The organism is Pseudomonas sp. R4-84, from assembly GCF_054130985.1.
On the sequence record NZ_CP096390.1, the window covers coordinates 1,676,293 to 1,692,563 of the forward strand.

The following is a 16,271-nucleotide window of genomic DNA, read 5'->3' on the forward strand; positions in this document are numbered from 1 at the left end:
GCGCCTGCTGTATGTGATGGACCCGATGTGTTCCTGGTGCTGGGGCTTCGCGCCGGTGGCCGAGGCGTTGGCCGAGCAGGCGCAGGCCGCGGGCGTGGAATTGCACCTGGTGGTGGGCGGCTTGCGCACTGGCAGCGGTTCGGCCTTGGAGCCGACGACTCGGCGCTACATCTTGGAACACTGGCAGGCGGTCACCCAGGCCACCGGCCAGCCGTTCAAGCTCGAGGGTGCGCTACCGGACGGTTTTGTCTACGACACCGAGCCCGCTTGCCGCGCGCTGGTGACGGCCCGCAGCCTGGCGCCGGACATGGCCTGGACGCTGATGAAGCTGATCCAGCAGGCTTTTTATGCACAGGGTCGCGACGTGACCCACGCCAGCGTCCTGGTGGAACTGGCGGAGCAGGCCGGGCTGCCTCGCATCGAGTTTGCCGCCGCCTTCGATCGCGCCGATCAGCATGCCGCCACGGCCGCTGACTTCACTTGGGTACAAGACCTGGGCATCGCCGGATTCCCCACGCTGCTGGCCGAACGGGACGGCCAATTGGCCTTGCTGACCAACGGCTACCAACCTTTGGATCAGTTGGCCCCGCTGCTGGGCCGCTGGTTGGAGCGCGCGGCCTGTGCCTGACCTGCCCGGTGATGGCGTATCCGCCACGCGGCGCATCGATCGGTTGAGCTGGGCGGAAATCCGTCGCCTGGCCCTCAAGCACAAGAAAGCCCTGTGGATCGCCAACGGCGTTGCCGTGCTGGCGACGCTGTGCAGCGTACCCATCCCGTTGTTGCTGCCGTTACTGGTGGACGAAGTCCTGCTGGGTCACGGCGACGCGGCATTGAAGGTCATGAATCATGCGCTGCCGGCGGCCTGGCAGAGTGCGGCCGGCTACATTGGGTTGATGCTGCTCGTGACGTTGGCACTGCGTTGCGGCGCATTGCTGTTCAACGTCTTGCAGGCCCGTTTATTCGCCAGCCTGGCCAAGGATATCGTCTATCGCATCCGTATCCGGCTGATTGAACGCCTCAAGCGCATTTCCCTCGGCGAATACGAAAGCCTGGGCAGCGGCACCGTGACCACCCATCTGGTCACCGACCTGGACACTCTCGACAAGTTCGTCGGCGAAACCCTTAGCCGGTTCCTGGTGGCCATGCTGACCCTGGTGGGCACCGCCGGGATCCTGATGTGGATGCACTGGAAGCTGGCGCTGCTGATCCTGTTGTTCAATCCATTGGTGATCTACGCCACGGTGCAGCTAGGCAAGCGGGTCAAGCACCTGAAGAAGCTGGAAAACGACAGCACCTCGCGTTTCACCCAGGCGCTGACAGAAACCCTGGATGCCATCCAGGAAGTACGCGCCGGTAACCGCCAGGGATTTTTCCTCGGACGATTGGCGATGCGTGCCCGGGATGTCCGGGACTACGCGGTGAATTCACAATGGAAAACCGACGCCTCGAACCGTGCCAGTGGCCTGCTGTTTCAGTTCGGCATCGACATTTTCCGCGCCGCGGCCATGCTCACCGTGTTATTTTCGGACCTGTCCGTGGGCCAGATGCTCGCGGTGTTCAGCTACTTGTGGTTCATGATCGGCCCAGTCGAGCAACTGCTGAACCTGCAATACGCCTATTACGCGGCGTCCGGCGCCTTGAATCGCATCAACGAATTGCTGGCCCGCGCCGATGAGCCTCAGTACGACGGTGGCGTCGACCCATTTAAAGGGCGGGACACGGTAGGCATCGACATCCAGGGGCTCAGTTTTGGCTACGGCGAGGAGCGGGTGCTCGATCAGATGAACCTGTCCATCTCGCCGGGGGAAAAGGTCGCAATCGTCGGGGCCAGCGGTGGCGGAAAAAGCACCCTGGTGCAACTGCTGTTGGGGCTCTATACGCCACAGGCCGGCAGTATTCGGTTCGGGGGCGCGAGCCAACAGGAAATTGGCCTGGAAACCATCCGGGAAAATGTCGCGGTGGTGCTTCAGCACCCGGCGCTGTTCAACGACACGGTGCGGGCCAATTTGTCCATGGGTCGCGACTGCAGCGATGAGGATTGCTGGCGAGCACTGGCGATCGCCCAGCTCGAATCGACAGTGCGGGCGCTGCCCATGGGGCTGGAGAGTGTCGTGGGTCGATCCGGGGTGAGGTTGTCGGGCGGGCAGCGTCAGCGACTGGCGATTGCGCGCATGGTCCTGGCCGATCCCCGGGTGGTGATTCTCGATGAAGCCACATCGGCGCTGGACGCCGCCACTGAATATAACCTGCACCAGGCATTGGCGAAGTTCCTGCACGGGCGCACCACCTTGATCATCGCCCACCGGTTATCGGCGGTGAAACAGGCCGACCGGGTGTTGGTATTCGACGGCGGGCAAATCGCCGAAGACGGCGACCATCTGCAACTGATTGCCGAGGGTGGTTTGTACGCTCGACTCTATGGTCACTTGCAACAAATACAGCGACCTTGAGTTTCCTTTGCTTTTCTGTGCTTAGTATCGGAAAAAAATCAGCCAGAGCCCCCGATTCGTCCGAATCTCCACCCCAAGCCAAGCGATCCCGGGATCCATTCGTTCGAAGGATCGAAAACTAGCCTAGGCTGTGGAATCTGGAGCGGAATTCTCGCGGGTGCTCATTGGCAATGCTTGTGCAAGGGACCTCATGAAGCAAAAGCGGACTCTCGGAACGCCACGATTGTTGGGCATTGTCTGGCCCTTTATTGCCGTTGTGCTATTTCAAGCATTGCTTGGCGGCGTCAGCCTGTATGTCTTGTCTGCGGTACGCGGATATGTGGCGGGGGAAAGTCTTTGGTCCAAGGGCCAGAAAGACGCCATTTATTACCTCAACCTGTATGCCGACAGCCGTGACGAATCGATTTTCCGCAAATACCAACAGGCCATCGCCGTGCCTGAGGGCGGCCATGACCTTCGCGTGGCCCTCGATCGCCAACCGCCGGACCTGGAAGCGGCGCGGGCCGGGATCCTCCAGGGCGGGAATCATCCGGACGACGTTTCCAGCCTGATCTGGCTGTACCTCAACTTCCGCCACTTCAGTTATCTGGAAGAAGCCATCGACCTCTGGACAGTGGGCGATGGCTACCTCACCGAGCTGGATAATGTCGCGCGACAAATGCATCGCAGTATCACGGCGGGGGAGGCGACGGAAAACGACGTGCGAGGCTGGAAAGCGCAGATTTTCGCGATCAACGATTCGGTGACGCCGGCCGCCAAGGCTTTCAGCGATGCGCTGGGCGAGGGGTCGCGGTTCATCCTGCGCCTGTTGCTCGTGACCAACTTCGCCACGGCCCTGGGGCTGATCGTGCTGGCGCTGTTGCGCACGCATAAATTGCTGGCCCAGCGACAAGTCTTCGCCAACGCGCTGCAGTTAGAGAAGGAGCGGGCGCAGATCACCCTGCAATCGATCGGCGACGGGGTGATCACCACCGACGTTGAAGGCGCCATTGCCTACATGAACCCCGCGGCCGAAGCGATGACGCACTGGAAAGCCGAGCATGCGGCGGGGCTGCCCCTGGCGGCGCTATTCAATCTGCTCGATGACAATGCCCAGACCGAGGGGCTGACATTGATCGAGCATATCCTCAGCGGGCGGCTTGGCGGCGGCAGCGAGCATTCCAAGCTGATCCAGAGGCTGGACGGCAGCACCGTGTCGGTCACGCTGGTCGGTGCGCCGATCCGCCACGCGGGCAAGGTCAGCGGCGCGGTGCTGGTATTGCACGACATGACCCAGGAGCGGCAGTACATCGCCAACCTGTCCTGGCAGGCCACGCACGATGCATTGACCGGTCTGGCGAACCGTCGCGAATTCGAATACCGCCTCGAACAGGCCCTGCATAACCTGACTCGTCAAGTGGGCCGCCACGCCTTGATGTTTCTCGACCTGGATCAGTTCAAGCTGGTCAACGACACGTGCGGTCATGCCGCGGGTGACGAGTTGCTGCGCCATATTTGCGCGCTGCTGCAATCGGGGTTGCGGGAAAACGATACATTGGCCCGGCTGGGCGGGGATGAGTTCGGCATCTTGTTGGAAAACTGTTCGCCGGACGCGGCGGAAAAAATTGCCGAAGGTCTGCGCCAGACCGTACAGAACCTGCATTTTGTATGGAAAGGCCGGCCATTCGTGACCACCGTTAGCATTGGCCTCGTGCACATCGCCCAGAGTCCGACCACGCTGGAGGCGTCCCTGCGGGCCGCGGACATGGCGTGCTACATGGCCAAGGAAAAAGGGCGCAACCGGGTCCAAGTCTACCATGCCGACGATTCGGAACTGTCCCTGCGTTTCGGCGAGATGGCCTGGGTCCAGCGCCTGCATATGGCCCTGGAAGAAAATCGCTTCTGTCTCTACGCCCAGGAAATTGCCGCATTGGGTCCGGGTGACCATGGCGGCGGTCACATTGAAATCCTGTTGCGCCTGCATGACGAGGCGGGCCGGATGATCCTGCCGGACAGCTTCATCCCGGCGGCGGAACGTTATGGCCTGATGACTTCGCTGGACCGTTGGGTAGTGGAGAATGTTTTCAGGATCATTCGTCAGTGCCTGAACGAATCAAGACGGGGTCCGTTGGCAATGTGTGCGATTAATCTGTCAGGCACGACTATAGGAGATCAGGCATTCCTGGACTTCCTGCGTAAACAGTTTGAGACGTACGCCATCCCACCAGAAATGATTTGTTTTGAAATTACCGAGACCAGTGCAATTTCCAATCTGGGCAGTGCGATCCGCTTTATCAATGAACTCAAAGGCTTGGGTTGTTACTTTTCCCTGGATGACTTTTGTGCCGGAATGTCTTCATTCGCTTACTTGAAACATTTACCTGTAGACTTCCTGAAGATCGATGGGAGTTTCGTAAAGGATATGCTGGACGACCCGATTAACCGGGCAATGGTCGAAGTGATCAATCATATCGGCCACGTCATGGGTAAGCGTACGATTGCCGAGTTCGTAGAAACGGTACAGATCGAACAGGCATTGCTTGAGATTGGCGTGGATTACGCTCAGGGGTATGTTATCGAGCGTCCACAAATGTTTACCTGTGACACATTGCAGTGCAGGCCGGCCAGGCCCCAGCCGTTGTTATTCAAGGCCCCCGGCACGTTCCGCTGAAACTCTTGTTGGTCCGCAAAAAATCACAATCAAAAGGAGCCCGACAGTGATCGACACATTCAACCGAACAGGCCCGCTCATGGACGCTAATAGCTATCCGAAATGGGCACAGCAGCTCATTACAGATTGCAGCGAGAGCAAGCGCCGGGTTGTCGAACACGAGCTGTATCAACGCATGCGTGACAACAAGCTCAGCGCCAAGACCATGCGTCACTACCTCATTGGTGGTTGGCCGGTCGTTGAACAGTTCGCTTTATACATGGCACAGAATCTCACCAAGACCCGCTTTGCCCGCCACCCTGGCGAGGACATGGCGCGTCGCTGGCTGATGCGCAACATTCGTGTCGAACTCAATCACGCCGACTACTGGGTGAACTGGAGCGCCGCCCATGGTGTGACGCTCGAGGATCTCCAGGCACAGCAGGTGCCGCCCGAGCTGCACGCACTGAGCCATTGGTGCTGGCACACCAGCTCGGCGGACTCGCTGATCGTGGCGATTGCGGCGACCAACTACGCCATCGAGGGCGCGACCGGGGAATGGTCGGCGCTGGTCTGCTCCAACGGCGTCTACGCATCGGCCTTCGCCGAGGAAGACCGCAAGCGGGCCATGAAATGGCTGAAGATGCATGCGCAGTATGACGATGCCCACCCTTGGGAAGCGCTGGAAATCATCTGCACACTGGCCGGCATGAACCCGAGCAAGGCGCTGCAGGTGGAGTTGCGGCAGGCCGTTTGCAAGAGCTACGACTACATGTATCTGTTCCTGGAACGATGCATGCAGCTGGAGCAATCGGGCGTAGCCGAGAAGACCCCGCCCAGCCGCGAGCGCCTGGCGTTGGCGGGTAGCTGACACCCGATAGCTTGACCCTTCTGTGGGAGCGGGCTTGCTCGCGAAAGCGGTCTGAACCGTCAACCTTGTGTTGAATGTTCCGGCCCCTTCGCGAGCAAGCTCGCTCCCACAGTGGTTTTGTGGTGAGTGAAGATCTTATGTACACCGCCAATCCCCTGTGGGAGCGACCTTGCTCGCGATGGCGGGCTGGCAGTTAACCTTGCGTTGGCAGACCCGGCCCCTTCGCGAGCAGGCTCGCTGCCACAGTGGTTTTGTGGGGATCGAAAATCTGATGTACACCGCCAATCCCCTGTGGGAGCGAGCTTGCTCGCGATGGCGGGCTGGCTGTTGACCTTGTGTTGGCAGGCCCGGCCCCTTCGCGAGCAAGCTCGCTCCCACAGTGGTTTTGTGGGGATCGAAAATCTGATGTACACCGCCAATCCCCTGTGGGAGCGAGTTTGCTCGCGATGGCGGTCTGGCAGTTAATCTTGTGTTGGCAGACCCGGCCCCTTCGCGAGCAGGCTCGCTCCCACAGTGGTTTTGTGGTGAGTGAAGATCTTATGTACACCGCCAATCCCCTGTGGGAGCGAGTTTGCTCGCGATGGCGGGCTGGCAGTTAACGTTGCGTTGGCAGGCCCGGCCCCTTCGCGAGCAGGCTCGCTGCCACAGAGGTTTTGTGGGGATCAAAAATCTGATGTACACCGCCAATCCCTTGTGGGAGCGAGCCTGCTCGCGATGACGGTCTGGCAGTTAACCTTGCGTTGGCAGGCCCGGCCCCTTCGCGAGCAGGCTCGCTGCCACAGTGGTTTTGTGGGGATCGAAAATCTGATGTACACCGCCAATCCCTTGTGGGAGCGAGCTTGCTCGCGATGGCGGTCTGGCAGTTAATCTTGTGTTGGCAGACCCGGCCCCTTCGCGAGCAGGCTCGCTCCCACAGTGGTTTTCTGGTGAGTGAAGATCTTATGTACACCGCCAATCCCTTGTGGGAGCGAGCTTGCTCGCGATGGCGGTGTGTCGGCGTTGAGCAGTTGGGGCTTCAGCCCGCCATCGTCAATCGGTTTCTGCCCTCGCGCTTGGCTACATACAGCGCACTGTCGGCTCGGCGCAAGAGGCTTTCGGCCGACTCGCCCGGCAGCAATGTCGCGCAGCCGAGGCTGACGGTCAGTTCAATCCTTGTCCCGCCGGCGAAATAATCCTGGGTCTGGGCGGCATAACGCAGCCGTTCGCCGACCATGGCCGCGGCATCCCGGCTGGTGTTGGCCAGCAGGATCAGGAACTCTTCCCCGCCAAACCGGAACACCATGTCGACATTGCGCAGATGGCTCTTGATCGAGTCAGCGACGGCCCTGAGCACTTCATCGCCGACACCATGCCCATGGGTGTCGTTGATCCGCTTGAAATGATCGATGTCCAGCATCAACAGCGACAGTGGCTGCATGTGGCGCCGGGCCATGTCGATCTCACGTTCCAGCGTCTGGTCCATCGCGATGCGGTTGCCGGTGCCGGTCAGCGGATCGCGTAGGGCGCTTTGGGTGGCGGCGCGGTAGAGCAAGGCGTTGCGCAGCGGAAAAAACAGCGAAGACAGTGTCGATTCCAGATCGCTCTGTTCCGACTCGGTAAAGCGCTGATTACGGCGGAACACCAACTCGCCCAGATGTTCGCCCTCATGGCTGAGGTTGTAGCTGAGGTTGTGGTGTCCGCGTTGGCCGAATTCCATACGCAGGTCGCTGGGCTTGTGCTGATACGCCAGCGCGTCCAAGGGCACCAGCCGTTGCACTTCGCGGAAGAACAAGCCAAGGATCCGTTGCGGTTCCAGGCTGGTCTGCAACTGTTGACCAAGTTGTTGGCGCAGCTGGGACAGGCTGACGGGCCGCGCCACGAGTGGAGACGGCTGGGCCAGGCCCAGGCGCTGCAACTTGGCGCTATCAAAGTCGATCGCGTTGGTCTGTGTGGGCGTTTTCATATGGCGTGAGCCCCTGAACTTTATCGATCCTGACCGGCGGGGGTGAGGTGGCCCTAGGCTACGCGTCGTACTGATCCATCAGTCCCGAAGGACACTGAGTTGAGTTTAGTCCGCTTTATCTGGCAGGCATAAACCCTTCGCAATGTTCGCTACTCGCCGGACACGGCGTGTTTAAAAGGGTTAGAGCGAAACTCGTGCCATTCAGTTCACCTTGATAAAAACCACTATCGAATCAAGGCGTTGATGACTGACGGTGGTCGTAATGCGAGCAAGGGGCGGCGACGGCTTGGCGTTTCGGTTGGGTGGCGCATCGAGGAAAGGTGCGTCGCGACGGTAAACCGCCGCGACGCGGATGGCTGTCACTGCGCGTTGAGCGCCTGGCCATTGACGCCCTGGCTGTCAGGTCCCATGAGGTACAGGTAGACCGGCATGATTTCTTCGGGTGTCGGATTGTTGAGCGGATTTTCTCCCGGGTAGGCCTGGGCCCGCATGCTGGTGCGGGTGGCGCCGGGATTGATGCTGTTGGAACGCACTGGCGCTACGGTGTCGACTTCGTCAGCGAGAGTTTGCATCAGCCCCTCGGTGGCGAACTTGGACACGCCATAAGCGCCCCAATACGCCCGGCCTTTGCGTCCGACGCTGCTGGAAGTGAACACCACGGAGGCATCCCTGGACAATTTGAGCAGCGGCAACAACGTGCTGGTGAGCATGAACATGGCGTTGACGTTCACTTGCATCACGCGCATGAAATTCTCGCCGGAAAGCTGCTCCAGCGGCGTGCGCGGACCAATGATCGAGGCGTTGTGCAGCAGCCCGTCGAGGTGACCGAACTCGGTCTCGATCATGGCGGCCAGCTCATCGTATTGATGGGGCAGGGCAGTTTCGAGGTTGAAGGGAATCACCGCTGGTTGCGGATGGCCGGCCGCTTCGATTTCGTCATAGACCTGGGTCAGGTTGGCCTCGGTCTTGCCCAGCAACAGCACGGTGGCGCCATGGGCGGCATAAGCCTTGGCGGCAGCGGCGCCGATCCCGCGGCCGGCCCCGGTGACGAGAATGATGCGGCCTTCGAGCAGGTCGGGGCGGGCGGAGTAATCAAACATAAAGAAACCTCACGAAACAAAACAATGCGTCAGTGGTGCGCAGTTGTGGCGAGGGGATTTATCGAAACGTCGCACCGCCCCTCTGGGTTCGGTTTGATGTACTGCGGTGGCAGTTATATTTTTGGGGACGCTGCGCACCCCAGCGGGGATAAATCCCCTCGCCACAGCAAGCTCCCTCGCCACAAGAGCGGGCCTCAGATCAGCAACTGCACAACGCGTTATCCAGCACTTCACGCAGGGCCAGGGGATGGTCGATCACCACATCCGCGCCCCAGTGCTTGGGATTGTCGTCTGGATGGATATAGCCGTAAGTGACCGCACAGGTCTTGGTGCCAGCGCCGCGGCCCGACTCGATATCGCGTAGGTCATCACCCACGAACAGCACGCTGGCCGGATCCAGGTCGAGCATCTTGCAGGCCAGGGTCAACGGTTCGGGATCCGGCTTGCTGTTTTTCACATGGTCGGGGCAGATCAACACTTTCGAGCGCTCGGCCAGGCCCAGCTGCTGCATGATCGGCTCGGCAAAACGTACCGGTTTGTTGGTGACCACGCCCCAGATAAGGTTGGCCGCCTCGATGTCGGCCAGCACTTCGGCCATGCCATCGAAGAGGTGACTGTGGACCGCGCACCCTTTGAGGTAACGGTCGAGGAATTCCTGGCGCAGTTCTTCGAAGCCCGGCGATTCGGGGTCCATCGAGAACGTCGCCGCGACCATCGCCCGGGCACCGCCGGAAATTTCGTCGCGGATGTGCTGGGTGTTCATCGGCGGCAAGCCACGGTCGGCGCGCATGGCCTGGCAGATGGCGATGAAGTCGGGCGCGGTGTCGAGCAGCGTGCCGTCCATGTCGAAGAGAACCGCTTTGAGACGCATCGACTTATTCCTCGCGCAGGGTCTGGATCATGTAGTTGACGTCAACGTCGGCGGCCAGCTTGTAGTGCTTGGTCAGCGGGTTGTAGGTCAGGCCGATGATGTCCTTGACGGTCAACCCGGCCATGCGGCTCCAGGCGCCGAGCTCGGAAGGACGGATGAATTTCTTGAAGTCGTGGGTGCCACGCGGCAGCAGCTTCATGATGTATTCGGCGCCGATGATGGCGAACAGGTAGGCCTTCGGGTTGCGGTTGATCGTCGAGAAGAACACCTGGCCGCCGGGCTTGACCATCTGGAAGCAGGCGCGGATGACCGACGAAGGGTCCGGCACGTGCTCGAGCATCTCCAGGCAGGTGACCACGTCGAACTGGCCGGGCATTTCCTCGGCCAGGGCTTCGGCGGTGATCTGCCGATATTCCACGCTGACGCCGGACTCAAGCTGATGCAATTGCGCAACCGCCAGCGGCGCCTCGCCCATGTCGATGCCCATGACAGTGGCGCCACGCAGGGCCATGGCTTCGCTGAGGATGCCGCCGCCACAACCGACGTCGAGGACTTTCTTGCCCGCGAGGCTGACGCGCTCGTCGATCCAGTTGACCCGCAGCGGGTTGATGTCGTGCAGCGGTTTGAATTCGCTCTCGCGGTCCCACCAGCGATGGGCCAGGGCTTCGAACTTGGCGATTTCGGCGTGGTCGACGTTGCTCATGTGAAGATCCTCGAAAAACTTGAAAAATCAGTGACCCCGAGCCTTGGCTCAAAGGGCGTGCTATTCGTCCTGGCCGCTCACCCGCCGGCCCCAGGCCTGGGCCGTGGCAGACAGTTGCGACTCGTCCATGCGAGTCAGGCGACCTTCCTCCAGCAATTGTTTTCCGGCCACCCACAGGTGTTTGACGCAATGCCGGCCCGTGGCGTAGATCAACTGCGAAACCGGGTCGTAGACCGGTTGTTGCGCCAGCCCGGACAGGTCGAAGGCCACCAGGTCGGCGGCCTTGCCGACTTCCAGTGAACCGACCGTCGCTTCGATGCCCAAAGCCCGGGCGCCGTTGAGCGTGGCCATGCGCAGCGCACGGTGGGCGTCCAGGGCGGTGGCCGAGCCCGCAACGGCCTTCGCCAGCAGGGCGGCGGTGCGGGTTTCGCCCAGCAGGTCCAGGTCATTGTTGCTCGCCGCACCGTCGGTGCCGACCGCGACGTTGACGCCAGCCTGCCACAGGCGCTCCACCGGGCAGAAGCCGCTGGCCAGCTTCAGATTGGACTCCGGACAATGGATCACGCTGCAGTTGTGTTCTACCAGCAGGGCCTGGTCCTCGTCGCTGACCTGGGTCATGTGCACCGCCTGGAAGCGTGGGCCCAACAGGCCAAGCCGCGCCAGTCGGGCCATCGGCCGCTCGCCAGTATTATCCACAGCCTGCTGCACTTCGAAGGCGGTTTCGTGAACATGCATGTGGATGGCCGCGTCCAATTCCTCCGCGATCACCCGGATCTTCTCCAGGTTGTCGTCGCCCACGGTGTATGGCGCATGCGGGCCGAATGCGACTTTGATCCTCGGGTGGTGCTTGAGGTCGCCGAATAATTCGATGCCCTGACGAATGGCGTCGTCGGCGTTGGCGGCGCCGGGGATCGGAAAGTCGAGAATGGGAATGGCTATTTGCGCGCGGATGCCGCTGTTATGGACGCGGTCGCTGGCGACCTTGGGGTAGAAGTACATGTCCGAAAAGCAGGTGATGCCGCCCTGGATCTGCTCGGCGATCGCCAGGTCGGTGCCGTCGCGGACGAAATCCTCATCGACCCATTTGCCCTCGGCGGGCCAGATGTGCTGTTCGAGCCAGGTCATCAGCGGCAGGTCATCGGCCAGGCCGCGGAACAGCGTCATCGCCGCGTGACCGTGGGCGTTGACCAGGCCTGGGCTGAGCAGCATGCCGGGCAATTCGCGGACTTCAGCGGCGTCGCACCTCATGGCTTCGGCCCGTGGCCCGATGAACACGATGCAACCGTCGCGAATGCCCAGGCCATGATCCTTGAGCACGACACCGGCGGGTTCGACAGGCACCAACCAGGTCGGCAGCAATAATAAGTCGAGCGCAACGGCAGGCTTGGGCATCGTGGAACGGTTCCATGAGTTATAAAGGAGGCGAAGTATACCCGAGCGTCTTCGCGGAGGGATCGCTATAATCGGCGGCTTTTGTTTCTGAGTGCGGGGTGAAGGATGCGCAATCGACTGTTGGCTGCGGAGAAGGTGAAGGCCATCGATTGGCGTGATGGCGCTCTTTATCTGCTCGATCAGCGTGTTTTGCCGTTCGAGGAGAACTGGATCGGCTACACCAGCGCGGCCGGCGTGGCCGAGGCCATCCGTTCGATGGTAGTGCGCGGCGCGCCGGCCATCGGCATCAGTGCCGCCTATGGCGTGGTGCTGGCGGCGCGGGCGCGGTTGGCCGAGGGCGGTGACTGGCAAGATGCGCTGGAAGCGGATTTCGCCTTGCTGGCTGATTCCCGGCCGACGGCGGTCAATCTGTTCTGGGCGCTTGACCGCATGCGCGACCGCTTGGCGCGCCTCAAGGAGCATGCCGATCCACTGGCGGCCCTGGAGGCCGAAGCCATGGCGATCCACGAAAGCGATCGGGAGGCCAACCTGACCATGGCCCAGCTCGGCGTCGACCTGATTCGTAAGCATCAGGGCAACGCCCAGGCCATCCTGACCCACTGCAACACCGGCGCCCTTGCCACCGGCGGCTTCGGTACCGCGCTCGGGGTGATTCGCGGCGCATTCCTTGAAGGCATGGTCGAGCGGGTCTACGCCGACGAAACCCGCCCATGGCTACAGGGTTCGCGGTTGACCGCGTGGGAACTGGCGAACGAAGGCATTCCAGTGACCCTCAACGCCGACTCCGCTGCCGCCCACATCATGAAGACCAAAGGTGTGACCTGGGTGATCGTCGGCGCCGACCGCATCACCGCCAATGGCGATGTGGCGAACAAGATCGGCACCTATCAATTGGCAGTCTGCGCCATGCACCACGGTGTGCGCTTCATGGTGGTGGCGCCGAGCTCGACCATCGACATGAACCTGGCCAGCGGTGAAGACATTCCCATCGAAGAGCGTGACGGCCGCGAATTGCTGGAAGTTGGCGGCAAGCGGGTCGGGGCCGATGCCGACGCCTTCAATCCGGTTTTCGACGTGACCCCGGCAGACCTGATCGACGCTATCGTGACGGAGAAAGGCATTGTTGAGCGGCCAGATGCGGCGAAGATGGCCCAACTGATGTGTCGCAAGCGGTTGCACTAAGGGCTTCGGCGCCTGAGCTGGCCCCATCGCGAGCAGGCTCGCTCCCACATTGGACGGCGTACGTTGCCCTGTGGGAGCGAGCCTGCTCGCGATGGGGCCGGCAAAGCCTGAAAAAACAGCCAAATCCGGCCACCAATCGCCATTCCCAGCGCCTCTGAGCTTCTCTCGTCCCTTTTCAGCCTGTCATCGGTCAACTAACTACGCACCATGCGCATCTGGGGGATAGGTGCGTGGCGGCTCTTGTGATAACATCCGGCGGTTTCCAAGGCTGCCTCGCGAGGTGGCCTTTACTGCGCAGATCCATGGCATAACTCGTTGATTTGTCGTAAGTCGCTGCTCGGCATTTGTCCTGCAGCGGCGAGCTTCGTTCGTCCCATCTGGACGTGACGAGGTTTCACCAGAAAAAGGAATCAGGCTTCTCATGGGCGAACTGGCCAAAGAAATCCTCCCGGTCAATATCGAAGACGAGCTGAAACAGTCCTACCTCGACTACGCAATGAGCGTGATCGTCGGGCGGGCGCTGCCGGATGCGCGCGATGGCTTGAAGCCCGTGCACCGGCGCGTGCTGTTCGCGATGAGCGAGCTGGGCAACGACTTCAACAAGCCGTACAAGAAATCCGCCCGTGTCGTCGGCGACGTGATCGGTAAGTATCACCCCCACGGCGACACTGCCGTGTACGACACCATCGTGCGGATGGCGCAGCCGTTCTCCCTGCGCTACCTGCTGGTGGATGGCCAGGGCAACTTCGGTTCGGTGGACGGCGACAACGCCGCGGCCATGCGATACACCGAAGTGCGCATGACCAAGCTGGCCCACGAGCTGCTGGCCGACCTGCACAAGGAAACCGTGGACTGGGTGCCGAACTACGACGGCACCGAGATGATCCCGGCGGTCATGCCGACCCGTATCCCGAACCTGCTCGTCAACGGCTCCAGCGGTATCGCCGTGGGCATGGCGACCAACATCCCGCCGCACAACCTCGGCGAAGTCATCGACGGTTGCCTGGCCCTCATCGACAACCCGGAACTGTCCGTCGATGAACTGATGCAGTACATCCCCGGCCCGGATTTCCCGACCGCCGCGATCATCAACGGTCGCGCCGGCATCATCGAGGCCTATCGCACCGGTCGTGGCCGCATCTACATGCGCGCCCGTTCCACCGTCGAGGACATCGACAAGGTTGGCGGCCGCCAGCAGATCGTCATCACCGAGCTGCCGTACCAACTGAACAAGGCTCGCCTGATCGAGAAGATCGCCGAGCTGGTGAAAGAGAAGAAACTCGAAGGCATCACCGAGCTGCGTGACGAGTCCGACAAGGACGGCATGCGCGTCGTGATCGAGCTGCGCCGTGGCGAAGTGCCCGAGGTGATCCTCAACAACCTCTACGCCCAGACCCAGCTGCAAAGCGTGTTCGGCATCAACATCGTCGCGTTGATCGACGGCCGTCCGCGGATCCTTAACCTCAAGGACCTGCTGGAAGCCTTCGTCCGTCACCGCCGCGAAGTGGTTACCCGCCGTACCGTGTTCGAGCTGCGCAAGGCGCGCGAGCGCGGCCATATCCTCGAAGGCCAGGCCGTTGCCCTGTCGAACATCGACCCGGTGATCGCCTTGATCAAGGCCTCGCCAACGCCGTCGGAAGCCAAGGAAGCGCTGGTCAGCACCCCTTGGGAATCCAGTGCGGTAGTGGCGATGGTCGAACGCGCCGGTGCCGATTCGTGCCGTCCGGAAAACCTAGATCCGCAATACGGCCTGCGCGAAGGCAAGTACTTCCTGTCCCCGGAGCAGGCGCAAGCCATCCTGGAACTGCGCCTGCACCGCCTGACCGGTCTGGAGCACGAGAAGCTGCTGGCCGAATACCAGGAAATCCTCAACCAGATCGGCGAGCTGATCCGCATCCTCAACAGCGCCACGCGCCTGATGGAAGTGATCCGCGAAGAACTGGAAGTGATCCGCGCCGAATACGGCGACGTGCGCCGCACCGAAATCCTCGATGCGCGCCTGGACCTGACCCTGGGGGACATGATCCCGGAAGAAGAGCGCGTGGTGACCATTTCCCACGGAGGCTATGCCAAGACCCAACCGTTGGCCGCCTACCAGGCCCAGCGTCGTGGCGGCAAAGGCAAATCGGCTACCGGCGTCAAGGACGAGGACTACATCGCACACCTGCTGGTCGCCAACAGCCACACTACGCTGCTGCTGTTCTCCAGCAAGGGCAAGGTGTACTGGCTCAAGACCTACGAAATTCCCGAAGCATCCCGCGCTGCCCGTGGTCGTCCGCTGGTCAACCTGTTGCCGCTGGACGACGGTGAATACATCACCACCATGCTGCCGGTGGAGGAATACACCGAAGGTCACTACATCTTCATGGCAACCGCCAACGGCACCGTGAAGAAGACCCCGCTGGAATCCTTCAGCCGCCAGCGCAGCGTCGGCCTGATCGCCCTGGAGCTGGACGAGGGCGACGTGCTGATTTCCGCCGCCATCACCGACGGCGAACGCGAAGTCATGCTGTTCTCCGACGGCGGCAAGGTCACGCGCTTCAAGGAATCCGATGTCCGCGCCATGGGCCGTACCGCCCGTGGTGTGCGCGGCATGCGTCTGCCGGAAGGGCAAAAGCTGATTTCCATGCTGATCCCCGAAGAAGGCAGCCAGATCCTCACCGCTTCCGAGCGTGGCTACGGCAAGCGTACCGCCATCAGCGAGTTCCCCGAATACAAGCGTGGCGGCCAGGGCGTGATTGCCATGGTCAGCAACGAGCGTAACGGTCGCCTGGTTGGCGCGGTCCAGGTGCTCGACGGCGAGGAGATCATGCTGATTTCCGACCAGGGCACGTTGGTGCGTACGCGGGTCGACGAAGTCTCCAGCCTGGGTCGTAACACCCAGGGCGTGACGCTGATCAAGCTGGCCAAAGACGAAAAACTGGTCGGCCTTGAGCGCGTCCAGGAGCCTTCGGAAGTCGAAGGCGAAGAGCTGGAAGGCGAGGACGGCGTGGCGTTCGATGGCGCCCTCGGTGCCGATGTCGACGACACCGTCGGCGACCAACCGCTCGATGCTGCCGCAGACGAAGAAGAGCCGCAGGACTAAGCGGGAACGCAGGGGGCGGATGAAAATTCGCCCCCTTGTTGTTTGT

11 protein-coding genes are annotated in these 16,271 nt (G+C 61.4%); 6 read left to right on the forward strand and 5 right to left on the reverse strand.

Annotation, left to right across the window (positions count from 1 at the left end; all coding sequences use genetic code 11):
* Nucleotides 1-25 precede the first annotated feature (25 nt).
* The 4 genes from M1D68_RS07895 to M1D68_RS07910 all read left to right on the forward strand — a co-directional run bounded on the left by M1D68_RS07895 (nt 26) and on the right by M1D68_RS07910 (nt 5,950).
* Complete coding sequence (locus M1D68_RS07895) at nt 26-628, forward strand: DsbA family protein (RefSeq protein ID WP_420767913.1); 603 nt, start codon at nt 26-28, stop codon at nt 626-628.
* A complete protein-coding gene (locus M1D68_RS07900; protein ID WP_457969909.1) occupies nt 621-2,450 on the forward strand; it encodes an ABC transporter ATP-binding protein in 1,830 nt (609 codons plus the stop codon). The genes M1D68_RS07895 and M1D68_RS07900 overlap by 8 nt, the downstream gene beginning before the upstream one ends.
* A 190-nt stretch (nt 2,451-2,640) precedes the next feature.
* Nucleotides 2,641-5,100: an EAL domain-containing protein gene (locus M1D68_RS07905; protein WP_434563052.1), complete on the forward strand. Its 2,460-nt coding sequence runs from the start codon at nt 2,641-2,643 to the stop codon at nt 5,098-5,100.
* A gap of 79 nt (nt 5,101-5,179) precedes the next feature.
* A complete protein-coding gene (locus M1D68_RS07910) occupies nt 5,180-5,950 on the forward strand; it encodes a TenA family transcriptional regulator (protein WP_457969911.1) in 771 nt (256 codons plus the stop codon).
* Nucleotides 5,951-6,965: 1,015 nt separating this feature from the next.
* Here the strand turns inward: M1D68_RS07910 and M1D68_RS07915 are convergent.
* The 5 genes from M1D68_RS07915 to M1D68_RS07935 form a co-directional block, all read right to left on the reverse strand.
* Nucleotides 6,966-7,892: a GGDEF domain-containing protein gene (locus tag M1D68_RS07915; protein WP_420767781.1), complete on the reverse strand. Its 927-nt coding sequence runs from the start codon at nt 7,890-7,892 to the stop codon at nt 6,966-6,968.
* Between the two features lie 359 nt (nt 7,893-8,251).
* Entirely contained in the window at nt 8,252-8,992 is a 741-nt protein-coding gene (locus M1D68_RS07920) for a YciK family oxidoreductase (RefSeq protein WP_420767782.1), read from the reverse strand.
* A gap of 199 nt (nt 8,993-9,191) precedes the next feature.
* Nucleotides 9,192-9,863, reverse strand: a complete 672-nt coding sequence (gene mupP, locus M1D68_RS07925; protein ID WP_420767783.1) for an N-acetylmuramic acid 6-phosphate phosphatase MupP — start codon at nt 9,861-9,863, stop codon at nt 9,192-9,194.
* A gap of 4 nt (nt 9,864-9,867) precedes the next feature.
* A complete protein-coding gene (ubiG, locus tag M1D68_RS07930; protein ID WP_039588851.1) occupies nt 9,868-10,566 on the reverse strand; it encodes a bifunctional 2-polyprenyl-6-hydroxyphenol methylase/3-demethylubiquinol 3-O-methyltransferase UbiG in 699 nt (232 codons plus the stop codon).
* Between the two features lie 60 nt (nt 10,567-10,626).
* Nucleotides 10,627-11,958, reverse strand: a complete 1,332-nt coding sequence (locus tag M1D68_RS07935; RefSeq protein WP_457969914.1) for a TRZ/ATZ family hydrolase — start codon at nt 11,956-11,958, stop codon at nt 10,627-10,629.
* 105 nt (nt 11,959-12,063) lie between these two features.
* Here M1D68_RS07935 and mtnA point away from each other — a divergent pair, with 105 nt between their 5' ends.
* Nucleotides 12,064-13,140 carry an S-methyl-5-thioribose-1-phosphate isomerase gene (gene mtnA, locus M1D68_RS07940; RefSeq protein WP_434610335.1) on the forward strand — a complete coding sequence of 359 codons (1,077 nt, stop codon included), beginning with the start codon at nt 12,064-12,066 and terminating at the stop codon, nt 13,138-13,140.
* A 421-nt stretch (nt 13,141-13,561) separates the two neighbouring features.
* On the forward strand, nt 13,562-16,225 hold the full coding sequence (gyrA, locus tag M1D68_RS07945; protein ID WP_434563062.1) for a DNA gyrase subunit A: 2,664 nt from the start codon (nt 13,562-13,564) through the stop codon (nt 16,223-16,225).
* Nucleotides 16,226-16,271 lie beyond the last annotated feature (46 nt).